Origin of the sequence: Janthinobacterium woesei (assembly GCF_051380875.1) — a bacterium.
Classification (GTDB): domain Bacteria; phylum Pseudomonadota; class Gammaproteobacteria; order Burkholderiales; family Burkholderiaceae_D; genus Janthinobacterium.
In genome coordinates this window covers 287,869-305,127 of record NZ_JBNYXW010000001.1, presented here as the reverse complement: position 1 = coordinate 305,127, position 17,259 = coordinate 287,869, and the positions used below count along the sequence as shown (strand labels likewise).

Annotated in this window: 11 protein-coding genes; 5 read left to right on the top strand and 6 right to left on the bottom strand. The window is 64.0% G+C overall.

Going from position 1 to position 17,259, the window contains the following annotated elements:
• Nucleotides 1-9 precede the first annotated feature (9 nt).
• Complete coding sequence (locus ACQ4W6_RS01395) at nucleotides 10-1,194, top strand: efflux RND transporter periplasmic adaptor subunit (protein ID WP_436565388.1); 1,185 nt, start codon at nucleotides 10-12, stop codon at nucleotides 1,192-1,194.
• Between the two features lie 25 nt (nucleotides 1,195-1,219).
• A complete protein-coding gene (locus ACQ4W6_RS01390) occupies nucleotides 1,220-4,402 on the top strand; it encodes an efflux RND transporter permease subunit (protein ID WP_436565387.1) in 3,183 nt (1,060 codons plus the stop codon).
• Nucleotides 4,403-4,423: 21 nt separating this feature from the next.
• On the opposite strand, the gene ACQ4W6_RS01385 is transcribed toward ACQ4W6_RS01390, so the two are convergent.
• Together ACQ4W6_RS01385 and ACQ4W6_RS01380 are read right to left on the bottom strand one after the other, a co-directional pair.
• A complete protein-coding gene (locus ACQ4W6_RS01385) occupies nucleotides 4,424-4,936 on the bottom strand; it encodes a hypothetical protein (RefSeq protein ID WP_436565386.1) in 513 nt (170 codons plus the stop codon).
• 327 nt (nucleotides 4,937-5,263) lie between these two features.
• On the bottom strand, nucleotides 5,264-5,500 hold the full coding sequence (locus ACQ4W6_RS01380; protein ID WP_436565385.1) for a hypothetical protein: 237 nt from the start codon (nucleotides 5,498-5,500) through the stop codon (nucleotides 5,264-5,266).
• 210 nt (nucleotides 5,501-5,710) lie between these two features.
• Between ACQ4W6_RS01380 and ACQ4W6_RS01375 the strand changes: the two genes are divergently transcribed.
• Nucleotides 5,711-6,091 (top strand): hypothetical protein, encoded by a 381-nt coding sequence (locus ACQ4W6_RS01375; RefSeq protein ID WP_436565384.1) that lies wholly within the window; start codon nucleotides 5,711-5,713, stop codon nucleotides 6,089-6,091.
• On the opposite strand, the gene ACQ4W6_RS01370 is transcribed toward ACQ4W6_RS01375, so the two are convergent.
• Together ACQ4W6_RS01370 and queC are read right to left on the bottom strand one after the other, a co-directional pair.
• Nucleotides 6,092-9,142, bottom strand: a complete 3,051-nt coding sequence (locus ACQ4W6_RS01370) for a sensor domain-containing diguanylate cyclase (protein ID WP_436565383.1) — start codon at nucleotides 9,140-9,142, stop codon at nucleotides 6,092-6,094.
• 221 nt (nucleotides 9,143-9,363) lie between these two features.
• Nucleotides 9,364-10,077, bottom strand: a complete 714-nt coding sequence (gene queC, locus ACQ4W6_RS01365) for a 7-cyano-7-deazaguanine synthase QueC (protein WP_436565382.1) — start codon at nucleotides 10,075-10,077, stop codon at nucleotides 9,364-9,366.
• 222 nt (nucleotides 10,078-10,299) lie between these two features.
• Here queC and ACQ4W6_RS01360 point away from each other — a divergent pair, with 222 nt between their 5' ends.
• Nucleotides 10,300-12,225 (top strand): autotransporter assembly complex protein TamA, encoded by a 1,926-nt coding sequence (locus ACQ4W6_RS01360; RefSeq protein ID WP_436565381.1) that lies wholly within the window; start codon nucleotides 10,300-10,302, stop codon nucleotides 12,223-12,225.
• Nucleotides 12,225-16,670, top strand: a complete 4,446-nt coding sequence (locus ACQ4W6_RS01355) for a translocation/assembly module TamB domain-containing protein (RefSeq protein ID WP_436565380.1) — start codon at nucleotides 12,225-12,227, stop codon at nucleotides 16,668-16,670. Before ACQ4W6_RS01360 ends, ACQ4W6_RS01355 begins: the two co-directional genes overlap by 1 nt.
• Before the next feature lie 66 nt (nucleotides 16,671-16,736).
• Here the strand turns inward: ACQ4W6_RS01355 and ACQ4W6_RS01350 are convergent, their stop codons facing one another.
• Both ACQ4W6_RS01350 and ACQ4W6_RS01345 read right to left on the bottom strand, forming a co-directional pair.
• Entirely contained in the window at nucleotides 16,737-16,976 is a 240-nt protein-coding gene (locus tag ACQ4W6_RS01350) for a hypothetical protein (RefSeq protein WP_436565379.1), read from the bottom strand.
• Between the two features lie 24 nt (nucleotides 16,977-17,000).
• Nucleotides 17,001-17,165, bottom strand: a complete 165-nt coding sequence (locus ACQ4W6_RS01345; protein ID WP_436565378.1) for a hypothetical protein — start codon at nucleotides 17,163-17,165, stop codon at nucleotides 17,001-17,003.
• Nucleotides 17,166-17,259 lie beyond the last annotated feature (94 nt).

The window sequence follows — 17,259 nt, the reverse complement described above, 5'->3', positions numbered from 1 at the left end:
CTACCCTAGATGAATATCAAACTCGACAAGAAACAGGCGATCGCCATCGCCGCCATCGCTGCCGCCGGTATCGTGCTGGCAGTGCTCATCCTTGGTAGCGGCAAGTCCAGCACCCCGCCAGCGGCCGCCCCCAAGGTGGAAGAGCATGGCCCCGAAAAAGTGGAAGGCCGGCTCGAACTGAGTGCCGCGCAAAACCACGCAGCCGGCGTCGTCATCGCCACGGCTGCGCCTGGCCGCATCAAGACCACCGTTGCCCTGCCCGGGGAAATCCGCTTTAACGAAGACCGCACGGCGCACGTCGTGCCGCGCCTGTCCGGCGTGGTGGAAGCCGTGCAGGCCGATCTGGGCCAACTGGTCAAGAAGGGGCAAGTGCTGGCTGTCATCGCCAGCACGGAGTTATCCGAACAGCGCAGCGAATTGCTGTCGGCGCAGCGGCGTTTGGCGCTGGCCCGCTCCACGTATGAACGGGAAGAAAAGCTGTGGCGCGAGAAAATTTCAGCCGAGCAAGATTATCTGCAAGCCCAGCAAGCGTGGCGCGAAGCGGAAATCGCCGTGCAGAACGCGCAGCAAAAGCTCAGCGCACTGGGTGCGACCGGCACAGGCAAGGGGCCGCTGAACCGCTATGAAATCCGCGCGCCGTTCGATGGCATGGTGCTGGAAAAGCATATTGCGCTGGGCGAAGCGGTCAAGGAAGACGCGAATATCTTCGTCATTTCCGACCTGTCGACGGTGTGGGCGGAAATCGCCGTGCCGGCAAAAGACCTGGCCACCGTGCGCGTAGGCGGCAAGGCGGAGGTGAAAGCCAGTGCGTTTGACGCCAGCGCGAAGGGCGCGATCACCTATGTGGGCGCGCTGCTGGGCGAGCAGACGCGCACGGCCAAGGCGCGCATCAGCCTGGCCAACCCTGACATGGCTTGGCGCCCGGGCCTGTTCGTCAGTGTGGAAGTGGTCTCCGGCGAAGTCGATGCGCCCGTCACGGTGCAGACGCAAGCGATCCAGACGGTGGAAGACAAGCCCGTCGTCTTCGTGCAAGTGAAGCACGGCTACCAGGCCACTCCCGTGGTGCTGGGCCGCAGCGACGGCAAGTTGACGCAGATCAAGCAAGGCCTGGCCGCCGGCACACCGTACGCGGCGCAAGGCAGCTTCGTGCTGAAGTCCGAGCTGGGCAAAGATGCTGCCGGCCACGAACACTGATCACGTTAAAACAAAGGAAACCATCATGTTTGAACGCTTGATCCGCTTCGCCATCGACCAGCGCCATCTGGTGATGCTGGCCGTGGCCGCCATGGCTGGCCTGGGCATCACCAGCTATCAAAAGCTACCCATTGACGCCGTGCCCGACATCACCAACGTGCAGGTGCAAATCAATACCCAGTCCGCCGGCTATTCGCCGCTGGAAACCGAACAGCGAGTCACCTTCCCCATCGAGACGGCCATGGCCGGCTTGCCCAACCTGGAGCAGACGCGCTCGCTGTCGCGCTATGGCCTGTCGCAGGTGACGGTGATCTTCAAGGATGGCACGGACATTTATTTTGCCCGCCAGATGATCAACGAGCGCCTGCAGGAAGCCAAGGAGAGCTTGCCAGCAGGCATCACGCCGAAGATGGGGCCCGTCTCCACGGGCCTCGGCGAAATCTATCTGTGGACGGTGGAAACCGAAGCCGGCGCGAAAAAGGCGGACGGCACGCCGTACACGCCGACGGACTTGCGCGAAATCCAGGACTGGATCATCAAGCCGCAGTTGCGCAATGTCATGGGCGTGACGGAAATCAATGCCATTGGCGGCTACGCCAAACAGTACCAGGTGGCGCCCACTCCGGAAAAACTGGCCGCCTATGGCATCAGCCTGCAAGACGTGGTGACGGCGCTGGAGCGCAACAATGGCAACGTGGGTGCCGGCTATATCGAAAAGCAGGGCGAGCAATTGCTGATACGCGCGCCGGGCCAGGTGGCATCGAAAGACGATATCGGCAACATCGTCGTGGCCAATGTGCAGGGCGTGGCGATCCGCATCCGCGACGTGGCAGACGTGCTGATCGGGCGTGAACTGCGCACGGGCGCGGCCACCGAAAACGGCCGTGAAGTGGTGCTGGGCACGGTCTTCATGCTGATCGGGCAAAACAGCCGCGCCGTGTCGCAGGCGGTCGATAAAAAGATGCTGGAAATCAACCGCAGCCTGCCCAAGGGCGTGCACGCCGTCACCGTGTATGACCGCACGGTTCTGGTCGACAAGGCGATCAATACCGTCAAGAAAAACCTGCTGGAAGGCGCCGTGCTGGTGATCGCCATCCTGTTCCTGTTCCTGGGCAATATCCGCGCGGCCGTCATCACGGCCATGGTGATTCCGCTGGCCATGCTGTTTACCTTTACGGGCATGCTGCAGTACAAAGTCAGCGCCAACCTGATGAGCCTGGGGGCGCTGGACTTCGGCATCATCATCGATGGCGCCGTGGTAATCGTGGAAAACTGCGTGCGCCGCCTGGCCCATGCGCAACAGAAACTGGGGCGTCCCTTGAGCTTGCAGGAGCGCTTTCACGAAGTGTTTGCGGCATCGCAAGAGGCGCGCCGCCCCTTGCTGTATGGCCAGCTGATCATCATGGTGGTGTACCTGCCCATCTTTGCGCTGACGGGCGTGGAAGGACGCATGTTTACGCCGATGGCCCTGACGGTGGTGATCGCCCTCTTGGGCGCCATGCTGCTATCGATCACCTTCATCCCCGCCGCCGTGGCGCTGTTTATCGGCGACAAGGTGGCTGAAAAGGAAAACGCCATCATGCGCGCCGCCAAGCGCTGGTATGCACCAATGCTGGACAAGGTGATGCGCAACACGCCCGTCGTGCTGGCGTTTGCGGCGGTGGCCGTAGTGCTGTCGGGCCTGCTCGCCATGCGCATGGGCAGCGAGTTCGTGCCCAGCCTGAACGAAGGCGATATCGCCATCCAGGCCCTGCGCATCCCCGGCACCAGCCTGACGCAATCGCTGGCCATGCAGCAGCAGCTGGAAAAACGCCTGATGGAAAACCACAAGGAAATCGAACGCGTGTTTGCCCGCACGGGCACGGCCGAGATCGCTTCCGACCCCATGCCGCCGAATATTTCCGATGGCTACATCATGCTCAAGCCGCGCGCGCAGTGGCCAGAACCAAAGAAATCGCGCCAGCAATTGCTGGCGGAAATCGAGGCGACGGCCACCAGCTTGCCTGGCAACAACTACGAGTTTTCACAGCCCATCCAGCTGCGCTTCAATGAACTCATTTCCGGCGTGCGCAGCGATGTGGCCGTGAAACTGTTCGGCGACGATATGGCCGTGCTCGACGGCACGGCGGCGAAGATCGCTGGCGTGCTGGGCAAGATCCCGGGCGCCACGGAAGTGAAAGTCGAGCAGACGACGGGCCTGCCCATGCTGACGGTGCAGATCGACCGCGAGCAGACGGCCCGCTATGGCCTCAATATTGCCGACGTGCAATCGACCATCGCCACGGCCATCGGCGGCCAGGCGGCGGGCACCCTGTTCCAGGGCGACCGCCGTTTCGACATCGTCGTGCGCCTGCCCGACAGCCTGCGCAGCGACCTGGAGCAATTGAAACGCCTGCCCATCGCCCTGCCCCAGGGTGCGGGCACGGAAGGACGCGCGCGCTTCATTCCGCTCGGTGAAGTGGCCAGCCTGCAGGTGGCGCCGGGGCCGAACCAGATCAGCCGCGAAGACGGCAAGCGCCGCATCGTCGTCAGCGCGAATGTGCGCGGGCGCGATATCGGCTCGTTTGTAGCCGAAGCCACGCAGCAGTTGCAGGCGCAGGTAGCCATCCCGGCCGGCTACTGGACCAGCTGGGGCGGCCAGTTCGAGCAGCTGCAGTCGGCCACGAAACGGTTGGAACTGGTGGTGCCGGTGGCCCTGGCCTTGGTGTTCGTCTTGCTGTTTGCCATGTTCGGCAATGTGAAGGATGGCTTGCTGGTGTTCAGCGGCATCCCGTTCGCCTTGACCGGCGGCATCATTGCCCTGTGGCTGCGCGACATTCCCATGTCGATCTCGGCGGCGGTGGGCTTCATCGCCCTGTCCGGCGTGGCCGTGCTGAACGGCCTGGTGATGATCGCCTACATCGGCCAGCTGCGCGAACAGGGCATGCCCTTGCAGGAGGCGATACGGGTGGGCGCGCTGACGCGCTTGCGGCCCGTGTTGATGACAGCGCTGGTAGCCTCGCTGGGCTTCGTGCCGATGGCCATTGCCACGGGCACGGGCGCCGAAGTGCAGCGCCCGCTGGCCACCGTGGTGATAGGCGGCATCTTGTCGTCGACGGCCTTGACCCTGCTGGTGCTGCCGCTCCTGTACCGGCTGGCGTACCGCAAGGAAGATGAGGCAGTAACGCCCGCCGCGACCGCAGGCCCGGCAAACGCGTTGAGCAAATAGAGAAAACTGCCGCAGGCCAACTCAGCCTGGCTTGCGGTAGCCGCCTGCGATCCAGTTCGCCGCTGCGGTGGCATTGAATTTGAAGGCGGCCGAGGTACGCACCTTGGCAATCTGTTCGCCGTCCGCATCGTAAGCGCTCAGTTCGGCATACGGGTGGTCTTCATCGGGCACGATGTCGAACATCACCTTGACCTGGCCGTCGTCGGTGGCGACGAACAAATTCTTGTGCAATTGCGCATGCAGTTGCTGCTCGTGGCGGCGCAACACTTCCGACGCCGTTTTCACCAGCGTATTGAAAGCGTTGACGTCGAGCGGCTTGGGGTTTTTCTTGTCGCGGCCCATGGTCCACGGCCCCACCAGCGCCGGCTCCGGTTCGCCATCCTTGATCATGGCCACAGCCCAGCCTTCATCTTCCTCATTCTTCATCACGCGCGCCGTCCAGCCATTGCCCACCCACAGGCGCGGCTCCTGGATCGGGGCGTCGCTGTCTTGCTCGTCTGGTTCGTCGGAAAAGGCGGAGAAATCGGTACTCATGGCGGTGCTCGTGGTGGAAGGTCGGGGCTAGCATGATAGTCGAAAACGTCCACCCGTGCCGTCTTGCCGCAAGGTAAAGCGCACCCCGCCTTAGTCGATCTGGATAATAAGGCAAGGTAGTAAATTAGTAGCTTTATGCCAGCGACAGACACCCCGGGCATTGCCAGCTTCAGTGGCGGCTTGCGCTATTTCGGCTTCTACATGGGTTCGCCAGACGACTACAACAGCATGACATAAACCTATTCCAACCACACAGCGATCACGCTGTCAGGCACACAACTGGCGCCACTGGCCGGCGACGCGGCCAGTGGCGCCAGCCACCGCCCATCAGCACATGGACATGGCGGGCCGGTTGGGCCAAGTCAACGGTGGACCGGGCGGTACCCAGCGCGGGTCGATGGCTGGCAGCGGCGCATGGTAATGAAAGGGATTGATGATGATCGGCGGTATCGCCGATGGCGCGCCGACGGGCTCGGCACAAGACTGCTGGGCGCTACGCTGGCGCATGATGCGATGGTCAGGGGGGGATAACGATTGATCCCCGGTATCTGCAAACAAAAGCATGTTGCCCTCCTTGCGAGACTGAGGTATTCAGTATAGGACGGCTTGCGCGCATTACAAGAAAAGAAACCTTGTTCCAGATCAGCGTTTCTCTCAACCACGACCTTCCATACCATCAAAATGACCGCCTGTCGCACGCCGCTGGCGACGGCCCCGATGCCCCACTACAGTGTGACCATGCAACATCGAGTCACCCATCCACAGAGGCCTACCATGAAAAAATTGCTCACCTTCATCCTCATCGTCATGCTCGCCTGCCTGTTCCTCGACAAGATCGGCGCCACAGACATGCACATGCATTTCAACGGCGACGACATCGACGGTCCGCTGGAGTGGCTGTTCGGCCTGGTATTTGCCGGTGGCGGCTTGCTGATCGGCGCCATCGCACTGGTCTTTGCCGCCGTCGTCACGGGCGTGGTCTTAGCTGGCGTGGGCATGGTGGTGGTCGCCGTCGTGGCCTTCTGCGTGCTGCTGGCACTGGCGCTCAGCACGCCCGTGCTGCTGCCGCTGCTGATCCCCGCCGCCATCGTCTGGTGGCTGGTCAGCCGCAACCGCAAGCAGGCGCGGACGCAGACGCACCAGCAAAGCCTGTAATCACTGCGCCATGAACTTGCTGAGCAGGCCGTCGCCGCCGCCATCATTTTGTTCGATGCGGTTGCGCCCGCCCCGCTTGGCGCGGTACAGGGCTTCGTCGGCGCGCGCCAGCACGGCGTCGCAATGGGCATCGGTGCCGGCCATGGCAGCCATGCCGATGCTGACCGTGATGCTGATCACAATGCCGCCATCGGTGGTCAGCGCACTGTCCGCCACGCGGCGGCGCAGACGCTCGGCAAACACGGCGGCAGCAGCCATATCAGTGCCCGGCAGCAAGATGGCGAATTCCTCGCCGCCCACGCGGCCCGGCACGTCGACCTTGCGCAGCGCCTGGCACATCAGCGTACCCAGGTGGCGCAGCACGCTATCGCCCACGGCGTGGCCATGCTCATCATTGACGCCCTTGAAGTGATCGATATCGAGCATCAGCACGCTGGCGCAGCTGGCCAGTTCGCGTTGCAGCCGGGCATGTTCATTTTCCAGCGCTGCCATGAACTGGCGCCGGTTCGGCAAACCCGTCAGGAAATCGGTGGTGGCCAGTTGCAACAGTTCCGCATTCATGCGCTTGCGCTCGGTGATATCGAGCGATGAGACCATGATGAAGTCCAGGCTGTCGGCATGGCCGGGCATCACCAGCAGGCTCAGTTCATTCTGCCGCGCCGCACCATCGAGGCGCACGAAGCTGCTCTCGCATTCGTACAGGTGGGCGCCGCCGGCCAGCGCCAGCAAGGCGTCGCCAAAGCAGGGCAAGGCGCTGTCGTCGAAGTTCTGCAACAGGCTCAAGGCGCCACGGCGCAGGTCATCCTCGTTGGCGCGCACCTGCGCCAGCGCGGCGCCATTCATGTCGATGATGCGCACCAGCCGCGCCAGCTTTTGCAATTCCTCGGGATGGCCCTGCAGCCAGGCGGCCAGGTCGCCCACGCCCGCTTGCGCCAGGGCAGCGAGGGCGGCGCGCACGGCCGACCAGTCCTGTTCCCACAGGGCCACCGGCGCATGGTCATACAGGCTGCGGAAGCGCGCTTCGCCGGCGCGCAGCGCCAGCGCCACCTGCGCCTGCTCGATGGCCATGCCGGCCAGCTGCACCGCCTCGCTCAGGCGCGCCAGGTGCGCCGCACTGGGCAGCGCGGGCTGGCGGTGATACGCCATCAGCACGCCGAGCAGCTTGCCCGAGCCGCCACGCACGGGTTCGGCCCAGCATGATTGCAGCCCGGCCCGCTGCGCTGGCGCCATCATCGCTTGCACATCGGCATGGGCATCGGCATGCAGGTCGGCCACGATCACGCGCTGGCCGCCGCGCAGGGCTTGCGCGGCGATGCCATGCACGCCTTGCAAGATATCGAGGTCATGCCCATGGCTGGACAGGTTGAAAAACGCGGGCAAGCCCGGCGCCGCGGCCAGCACCAGGCGGTGGCGCTGCTCGTCGAGCAGCAAGATGCTACACAGCATGGCGGGATGATCGGCTTGCACGCTCAGCACCACGCTTTCCAGCACCCGCTCCAGCGGCGCACCCGTGGCCAGCATTTCCAGCACCTGGCGCCGCGTGTGTTCGCGCCGCTCCATCTGGCTGCGCTCGCTGATATCGCGGAAGGTCCACAGCCGCGCCTGTTCATTGCCCATTTGCATGCTGCGCACATACTGCTCGATCACCCGGCCATCGCGCAAGAGCAGCACGTCGCGCCGTTCGCGGTGGCCGTGCGGGGCGCGCGCGCGTGCCGCCAGGAAAGGCGCCGCCTGCTCCAGCTGGCTTTCCACATGGCGCACCAGCGCCGCGCCGTCGGCTTGCCAGTCGAGCACATCGGGCACCCGCCACAGGTCGCGAAAACGCCGGTTCGAAGTAAAGATGCGGCCATCAATGTTGTCGACCAGAATGCCATCGAGGGTCGCATCGAGGATGCTGCGCAGCATGGCATGGCTGCGCTGCGCTGCCTCGGCCATCGCCAGCACGCTCGCCTGCCCCTGCTCGATCTGGCCGGCCAGTTCGTTGGCGCGCGCCAGCGCCGCCTGTGCGCGGGCGGCGCTGGCGGCCAGCAGCCATGCCGCCAAGGCCAGCGCCAGGCTGACCAGCATGCCCGCCCAGGCCAGCGCCAGCGGCCGCGCCAGCGTCTCGCCATCGAAGCCCGGCATGGCGCGCACGCGCAAGGTCCAGGCATGGCCGGCGATGCTGATCGTTTGCTGCGATGCCAGCGTGCCTGGCGCCCCCGCCGAAAGGGCGCCAGGCACGCTGGCATACATCAGGGCCGTCTCGGCCAGCTGCGCGCCAGCATAGATTTCCAGGTCCAGCTGGCGCGACGCCTCGCCGCCCACGCCGGCCATCAGGCCGCCCATGCGAAATGGCGCAAAGACCCAGCCACGCAGCGCGGCGCGGCGCTGTTCCACGCTGGCACGCGGCAAGCCATTCTCATACACGGGCAGCACGACCAGGAAGCCATGGGCATCGCCGCTGCCACCGTCCTGCAGCAGGCCGATCTTGCCCGTCATGGCGGCCTGTCCCGTATCGCGCGCCTGCTCCAGCGCCGCGCGGCGCAGCGGTTCAGACCAGAGATCAAAGCCCAACGCCAGCAGCTTGCTATCGCTCAGCGGTTCCAGATAGGTAATGGGTGCGTGCCAAGGGCGCTGGCCGGGCGGGCCGATGGCATAGCCGGGATAGCCTTGCGCGCGCATCTGCGCCTCGTGGCGCACGCGCTCGGCGCCGGCCAGCAGCGGCAGGTAGCCGATGCCGTGGATGCCGGGAAAATGCCGGTCGACCTGCTGCGCCGCCAGATAGGCATGGAATTCGTTGCGCGTGACGTCTTGCGAGCTGGCATACAGGCCCTGCACCCCGTGCAGCACCTGGATATAGCTTTGCATGCGGCCGACGATGCTGCCCACCAGTTCGCGCACGCGAAAATCAAAATCGGCCTGCACTTGCCGCTCGCTGGCATCGTGGGCATTGCGCCAGGCGCCATAGGTCAGGCCCAGGCACAAGGCCAGCACCAGCGCGGCAAACAGGCGCGGCCCCACCCAGTGCGACACTGGCCTGGAAAACCACGACGGAGACGCGCGTGTATGCATGACGGGCAGAAAACTGAATGGGCATCAAACCACTTCAGGGCCGCAGGCTGGCAGCGGGCTGCACGGCTACCATCGGTAGCCGTTGAGAATGATAGTACGTTACAGAGAGCGGGCTGGCAATGCTGTATTTTATGTCAAAAAGACCACGCATTGCGTGGCCGAAATTGTACTTTCCAAGAGCAAACTCGTTGCCCGAATAACTGATGGCGCTGATGGCGAAATCAGTTGCCCGCCTTGCGCGCAGCGTACTGCTGGTAGCCGTTGGCGCGCAGTGCGCAGGCCGGGCAGGTGCCGCAGCCATAGCCCCAGTCATGCAGTTCGCCCCGCTCGCCCAGGTAGCAGGTGTGCGTGCCGCTGCGGATCAGGTCAACCAGCGGCAAGCCGCCCAGGTCTTCGGCCAGGTCCCAGCTTTGCGCCTTGTCCAGCCACATCAGCGGCGTTTCCAGCTTCAAACGCGTGTTCATGCCCAGGTTCAGGGCCACTTGCAGCGCCTTCATCGTGTCGTCGCGGCAATCTGGATAGCCGGAGAAATCCGTCTCGCACATGCCGCCCACTAACACCGTCAAGCCGCGGCGATACGCCACGGTGGCGGCCACCGTCATGAAGAGCAAGTTGCGTCCCGGCACGAAGGTGTTGGGCAAGCCATTTTCCTGCATGACGATCTCGACATTCTGTGTCATGGCCGTATCGGAAATGGCAGAAATCAGGGACAGGTCTATCATGTGATCAGGGCCGAGGCGGCTATCCCACTCGGGCGACTGCCGGCGCATCTGTTCGAGCAAGCCAGGGCGCACCGTCAGCTCGATCGCGTGGCGCTGGCCATAGTCAAAGCCGATGGTTTCCACGCGGCCATAGTGCTTCAAGGCCCAGGCCAGGCAGGTGGTAGAGTCTTGCCCCCCGCTAAAGAGCACCAGGGCTGTGTCAGTTGCTAGCATAATTTCTTTCTTTCAGTTTTATTCTGTTGCAATAGTGCGCGAGGAAACCAGATTCCTGCCGCAAAAAATACTTATTCGTCCGCCATCAATTTACCTATTCCGGTAACATGCAAACAGCATTTACTCATCTGGAGCACCATGTTTTCTGCACGACCTATACGGCACACAGCCGCCGGCAAGGCACTACGACCACGAATTTTGGCACAAGTAGTGACAAAAGTAATGGGTCAACTGACACTGGCCGCCGCCGGCAGTGCCATCTTGCTCTGTCCCGCCGCCCATGCCCGCGCGCAAAGCTCCGAAACGCGCACGGAAACGCGCGCGCAAGACGCCGTTGCAGAGAGCGCCGCCACAGAGGCGGAGGCGGCGCCGGCGCCGGCGCCGCTGCAATACGAAGTCAAGGTGAACGCACCCGGCGACCTCGATGAGTTGCTTGAAAAGAACCTTGACCTGGAACGCTTTCGCGGCAACCCGCGCATGGACCGCGAGCAATTGCAGCGCCTCGTGCGCGATGCGCCTGAGCAAGTCAAGAACCTCGTTGCCACGGCCGGCTACTACACGCCCGTCGTCACGGTGCGCCTCGATACATCGGGCGCCAGGTCCGTCGTCATCGTCGACGTCGATCCCGGCCAAGCGGTGAGCGTCGGCAAGGTCGAGCTGGAATTGCGCGGCTTCGACGCTACGCCGCCACTGGCCGCTTCCGAGCCGTACGATACGCAAGCGCTCAAGCGCAGCTGGCCGTTGAAGACGGGCAGCGTGTTTCGCCAGGCCGAGTGGGAGTCCGCCAAGCGCGCCTTGCTGCGTGACGTGGTGCAGACGCGCTATCCGCGTGCCCAGCTGGTTGATACGCAAGCCGTGGTCGACCCGGAAACGCACAAGGTTTCCTTGCTGGTGGTGCTCGACAGCGGCCCCGAGCTGCGCTTTGGCGAGCTGCGCATCGAAGGCTTGAAACGTTATCCGGAGAGCATCATTCGCAACCTCGATAAAATACGCCCCGGCGAGTACTACAGTGAATCGGCGCTGCAATCGTTCCAGGCGCGCCTGCAAGACACTGGCTACTTTGCCAGCGTGGAAGTGAGCGCCGACATGAGCAGCATCCTCAGCGAGCAGATCGAGGCGGGCCAGGAAACGCAGGCAGCCGAGGCCTCCGGCGCGGCGCCCGAAGCCAGGCCAGCCAGGCGCGGCCCCGCGCCGCTGCTGCCGCTGGTGGTGCGCGTGACGGAAAACAAGCAGCAAAACGTCAGCGCCGGTCTGGGTTTCAGTACGAATACGGGCAATCGTGCCCAGCTCAACTATGACAACCTGAATGTGTGGGGCACGCGCTTCAAGAGCGCCATCACCATGGAAACGAAGAAACAGGCGGCGCGCGCCAACTTCTATTTCCCCACCACCGAGCGCGGCTACAACGACAGCGCAGGCGCCTCGTTCGAGCGCAGCGACATTTCCAACGAAATCACGGCCGTGACGACCATCTCGGCCAAGCGCAACTGGGGCGGCACCAACCTGGAGCGCAGCCTGACGTTCGAATTCCTCAGCGAAGACAAGACCGTGGTGGGCCTGGAGCAGACGCGCAGCAAGAGCTTGCCGCTGACCTACGCCATCACCAAGCGCAACCTCGACAGCCTGCTGTTCCCCACGCGGGGCTATGTCATCAACGCCCAGGTGGGCGGCGCGCTGCTGCCCGTGCTGACGGACGAGCGCTTCGTGCGCGTGGCCGGCAAGGCCGTGTATTACCGTCCGCTCGGTGAAAAAGGCGAGCTGATCCTGCGCGGCGAAATGGGTGCGCTGGGTTCGAAAGAAAAGCGCGGCGTACCGGCCGTCTACCTGTTCCGCGCGGGCGGCGACCAGTCGGTGCGCGGCTATGCCTACCAGGAACTGGGCGTGAAGGAAGGCGATGCCACCATCGGCGGGCGCTACATGGCCACCGCCAGCGCCGAATACCAGTACTGGTTCAAGCCGAAATGGGCCATTGCCGCCTTCTATGACGCCGGCAATGCAGCCGACACCGTCAAGGCGCTGACGCCAAAATCGGGCTACGGCCTGGGCGGGCGCTACAAGAGCCCCGTCGGCCCCATCAATGTCGACGTCGCCTATGGCCACGCCGTCCAAGCCTACCGTTTGCACTTTTCTCTGGGATTCACTTTCTGATGTCCGACATGACTACCGGGGCGCCAGACGCCGCGCCCCCGCCACCGGCAAAAAAACCCCGTCGCTGGGTACGCTACCTCTTGATCGCCATCGCCAGCCTGGCCGTGCTGCTGGGCGCCGCCTTCTGGTTCCTGGGCCGCGAATCGACATTGCAACTGCTGGTGCAAAAAATCTCCAGCGCCAGCGGCGGCGAAATCGAAGTGACGGGAGTGTCCGGCTCGCTGTACGACCGCATGCACCTGGGCCACGTCAGCTACCGCAGCAAGACGCAGCACATCACGGCCGACAACATCGACATTAACTGGTCGCCATTCCAGTTCTTCTCGGAAGGCATCGCGATCAGCGAACTGCACGTGGCCAGCCTGTCCGTGGAAAACACGGCGCCGCCCGAGGAACCGTCCACCATGCCGGCCAGCCTGGCCTCGCCGTTCAAGATCGGCATTAGCGACGCGCGGCTGGACAAGGTCACGCTCATCAGCCCGGGCGGCAACACGGTATTTGAAAAAATCCACTTCACCTTGTCCGGCGACAAGACGCAATGGCAGCTGGCAGACGCTTCGGCGCTGACGCCGTTCGGCCAGGCCACGGCCAGCGCGACGATTGCCGCCACGCAGCCGTTCAAGCTGAAAGGCTTGGCCGCCTTGACGCAGCTCAATGCCGCCGCCGGCGAAAAACCGGCCGCCTTGAGCCTGCAACTGGGCGGCGACCTGAATGTGCTGAACCTGACTGCCAAGGGCAGCGCGGGCGCGGCCACGGCGGACGCGCAACTGGCGCTGGCGCCGTTCGATCCCGTCATCATCCTGCGCTCGGCCAGCATCCGCGGCCGCAACATCAATCCGGGCCGTTTTGATGCCACCCTGCCGCAGGCAGAGCTGAGCTTGGAGCTCGATGTCGCCATCGATACGCGTCCAGGCACGCAAACGGTGTCGGGCAAGCTGGCGATACTCAACCACGCCACGCCTGGCCCCATCGACCAGCAAAAACTGCCGCTGCGCCAGTTCGAGGCGCGCCTGGGCGGCACCCTGACGGCCACCACGCTGGAGTCGGCCATCATCGACTTTGGCAATGCGGGCAAATTCATTGGTAGTGGCAAGGTGAACCGCGACGCCGCCGACGCTCCCATCGGCAATGCGCAGCTCACCTTGCATACGGACAAGATCGACCTGCAGCACATCGTCAGCAGCATCAACAGCACGAAGATCGCCGGCGATATCGTGCTCGACAGCGACGGCAAGACGCAAACCCTGCGCGCCAAACTGGGCGAAGCCAAGCTGCGCCTGGACGTGGAAGCCACCTTGGCAGATTCCCTCGTGCAACTGCGCAAGGCCACTTTGCAAGCAGGCAAGAGCAATCTCAACGCGACGGGCCAGATCAGCCTGAAAGACACGCAAGAGTTCAAGGCCGTGGCCAATGCCAGCCGTTTGAATCCGGCCGACTTCGGCGCCTTCCCCGTGGCCGAGCTGAACCTCGACGTGCGCGCCAACGGCCGCATGAATGCTCCCCAGGCGCCGCAATGGCTGGCCAACGCAGACTTCACCGTGCGCCCCAGCAAGCTGCTCGACCAGCCCTTGTCGGGCAAGGGCAAGCTGACGGCCGATGCGGCGCACTTCAGCGCAATCGACGTGCAGTTGGCGCTGGGCAAGAATAACCTGACGGCCAAGGGCAACTTTGGCGGCGCCGGCGAAAAGCTGCACTGGAATGTCGATGCGCGGCAACTCTCGGCCCTGAAGAGCGACTTGCTGGGCACTGTGCTGGCCAACGGCGTCGTGCAAGGCAGCATGCAACAGCCGCGCACGACATTTGTCGCCGATGCGAAAGGATTGGGCCTTGCCAGCGGCAAGCGCCCCGCGCCGGACAGCGCCATTCACGCCAGCGGCGAAGTGGGCTTGACGGGGCCGAAGCAGGAAGCGGAACTGAAGATGACGGGTTCCTTGCAAAAGATCAACCCGTCCGCCTTTGGCGCGGCATTGCCCAACGGTAACGTCAACGCCGATTTCAACGGCAACGGCCGCCTGACCAGCAACTGGCAAGTGGCGCTGAATCTGGCCTTGCGCGAATCGACGCTGCAAAACGCCCCGCTGGCCGGATACGCCAAGCTGTCGGCGAATGCGAAACGGGTCGACAGTGTGGATGCGGACCTGCGCCTGGGGCCGAACAGCCTGCAGGCCAAAGGCGCGCTGGGCGGCGCCACCGACACGCTGACGTGGAAACTTGATGCACCGCAACTGTCGACTCTCGGCCCCGGCTACGCCGGCGTGCTGCATGCATCCGGTTCCGTGAGCGGCAAGATGGAAGCACCGGCCGCACAACTGAGCCTCGATGGCCGTGACCTGACTTTCTTTGGCGACCAGCAATTGAAGGCCGTCAAAGGCACGGCCAGCGTGGGCGCCGGACAGGGCGCGCTCGACCCCATGGTCAGCAACCTGGAAATCACGGGCTACAGCACGCCCACTTTCAAGCTGGCCAGCGCCCGCCTGAACACCACGGGCACGCGCGGCAGCCATACTTTGAGCCTGGCGGCGCGCAATGACGATTTCGATGCCACCGTGCAAGTCAGAGGCAGCCAGAGCGGCGCCAGCTGGACGGGCAGCATCGACAGCCTGCAAAACAAGGGCCGCTATGCTTTGGTGCTGCAAGCGCCCGTGCCCGTCAAGGTGGCGGGGCCGGCCGGCAGCGGCGTGGCGGGCCTGGGCCAGCCTGAACAGATCAGCGTGGGCAATACCGTGATCAAATTGCCGGCAGGCAGCATCAGCATGCAAAGCCTGGCCAAGAACGGCCCGCGCTGGACCAGTTCCGGCCAGGCGGCCGGCGTGGCGCTGACCTACCTGGCGCAAGTCATTCCCGCGCTGCAAGCCAATGCGCGCAGCGACCTGACGCTGGGCGCGCAATGGTCGCTCGATATACAAATGCCGACAGCCAAACAGAAAGACCCCAAAGCGCCCTCTTTGGCTGGCATGCTGCACATCTACCGCGAAAAAGGCGACGTGACGGTGGGCGTGGATCAGCCTCTGGCGCTGGGCCTGCGCACCTTTGACGCACGCGTCGACGTGGCCAACCAGCAACTGCGCCTGCAAGTGAAACTCGACGGCGCGCGCGCGGGCCAAAGCGATATCAATGCCACCGTGCAAATGTTGGGCGGGCGCATCAGCAACGACAGCGCCCTCTCCCTGACGGGCACCACCAGCATCGACTCGCTGGCGTGGCTGGCGCCGCTGACGGGCCAGCCGGGCCTGGAGCTGGGCGGCGCCCTGAAAATCGCGCTGGCCGGCAGCGGCACCATCGGCGCGCCGCAATTGAATGGCGACATCAACGGCAGCAAGCTACTGGTGAACTGGGCCGACCAGGGTTTGAAATTGCGCAATGGCGTGCTGCAAGCCAGGCTGGCCGGCGATCAATTGCAATTGCAGCGCCTGAGCTTTGACGGCGGCGACGGCAAGGTACAGGCAGATGGCTGGGTGCGCTTTGCGAATGGCGAAGCGAGCCTGGAGCTGAAATTGATGGCCGACCGCCTGCAGGCGCTGTCGCGCCCGGACCGCACCTTGATTCTGTCAGGTAACAGCACGCTGGTGCGCAACGACAAGCGTTTCAGCTTCGAAGGCAAGTTCAAGGCCAACCGCGCGCTGATCGAACTGGCGCCGCAAGATACGCCCACGCAAAGCAATGACGTGGTGGTGCTGGGCAAGGAAGTCAAAGGCAGCAAGGAAGCGCCGTCGCTGCCCCTCAATATCGACCTCGAATTTGACCTGGGCAATAACTTCCACCTGCGCGGCATGGGGCTCGATGCCGACCTGGCGGGCAATGTGCGCGCGCGCGTCATCAACCGCACCGCGCCGCGCGTGTCGGGCAGCATCCGTGTCGTCAACGGCCTGTATGCGGCGTATGGGCAAAAACTGGCCATCGAGCGGGGCTTGATCAACTTCACGGGCGCCTACGACAACCCGGCCCTGAACATCCTGGCCGTGCGCAAGCGCCCGGAAGGCGAAGCGCTGTCGGAAACGAATGTGGAAGCGGGCGTGGAAGTACGCGGCACGGCCCAGGCGCCGACGGCCAAGCTGGTCTCCACGCCGAGCGTCTCGGACAGCGACAAGCTGGCCTGGCTGATCCTGGGCCACGGCGCGGAATCGGCGGCCGGCGATGAAATGGCCCTCTTGACGACCGCTGCAGGCGCCCTCTTCGGCGGCTCCGGTGGCGGCCTGCAAGGCAAGCTGGCCAGCTCGCTGGGCCTCGATGAAGTGGGATTGTCGCAGGCGCAAGGACTGGAAAGCACGGTCGTCACCGTCGGCAAGCGGCTCTCGTCGCGCGCCTACCTGACGTTCGAGCAAGGCACCAGCACGGCGACGAGCCTGGTCAAGCTGCGCTACAAGCTGAACCGCCGCATCACCTTGCAGTTCCAGACGGGCACGAATAATGCGCTGGACGTGCTGTACACGTGGGCGTTTGACTGACGGTATAACACCTCAGCAGCAACAAAGGGCGCCTCGGCGCCCTTTCTGTTTGATCTGCCGCAAACCTTATTCGGCGACGTCGATGCCCCGCTCGATCATGCCTTCCACATAGGCGCGCAGGTATTGCTCCAGCGCCGGGCCGGACAGCACATTGGCCGTCAGCGCGCCGTGCGGCGAGCCTTTCAGCACGCCATCGTGGTACACGCGCGCTATCCAGGCCACGTCGCTGCCGGGCGTGTAATCGAGTTCATAGTCGAACGAGTCACCGCTGACTTTGCGGGTGTAGACTTCCTTGACAATTGCCATCTGAAACAGCCTTTCTTGACGAGATTAACTGGGGTGCGGGTGCGGCACGGGATCGTCCTGCTGCACCGGGTGCTCTGGCCCCGGGTGGTGGCCCGGCGCCTGTTGCGGCTCGTGCTCCGGCGCCGGCATCGGTTCATCGGCAGGCGCCGGATCGGGCGCGCGGTGGGCATCGACGGCAAACATTGACATGGCTGGCCTCCCTGCAGACAAAGGAAGACCATACCACGAGATGCGCGCCGCTGCCCTTGTGCCCTGTCTTTATTTGGCAGCCATCCTGCGCTTC

Coding starts and splice junctions, on each gene's coding strand:
- ACQ4W6_RS01360 (WP_436565381.1), top strand. CDS start 10,300: ATGGGTCAACTGACACTGGCCGCCGCCGGCAGTGCCATCTTGCTCTGT.
- queC (WP_436565382.1), bottom strand. CDS start 10,077: ATGCTAGCAACTGACACAGCCCTGGTGCTCTTTAGCGGGGGGCAAGAC.
- ACQ4W6_RS01390 (WP_436565387.1), top strand. CDS start 1,220: ATGTTTGAACGCTTGATCCGCTTCGCCATCGACCAGCGCCATCTGGTG.
- ACQ4W6_RS01370 (WP_436565383.1), bottom strand. CDS start 9,142: ATGCATACACGCGCGTCTCCGTCGTGGTTTTCCAGGCCAGTGTCGCAC.
- ACQ4W6_RS01395 (WP_436565388.1), top strand. CDS start 10: ATGAATATCAAACTCGACAAGAAACAGGCGATCGCCATCGCCGCCATC.
- ACQ4W6_RS01345 (WP_436565378.1), bottom strand. CDS start 17,165: ATGTCAATGTTTGCCGTCGATGCCCACCGCGCGCCCGATCCGGCGCCT.
- ACQ4W6_RS01355 (WP_436565380.1), top strand. CDS start 12,225: ATGTCCGACATGACTACCGGGGCGCCAGACGCCGCGCCCCCGCCACCG.
- ACQ4W6_RS01350 (WP_436565379.1), bottom strand. CDS start 16,976: ATGGCAATTGTCAAGGAAGTCTACACCCGCAAAGTCAGCGGTGACTCG.
- ACQ4W6_RS01375 (WP_436565384.1), top strand. CDS start 5,711: ATGAAAAAATTGCTCACCTTCATCCTCATCGTCATGCTCGCCTGCCTG.
- ACQ4W6_RS01385 (WP_436565386.1), bottom strand. CDS start 4,936: ATGAGTACCGATTTCTCCGCCTTTTCCGACGAACCAGACGAGCAAGAC.
- ACQ4W6_RS01380 (WP_436565385.1), bottom strand. CDS start 5,500: ATGCTTTTGTTTGCAGATACCGGGGATCAATCGTTATCCCCCCCTGAC.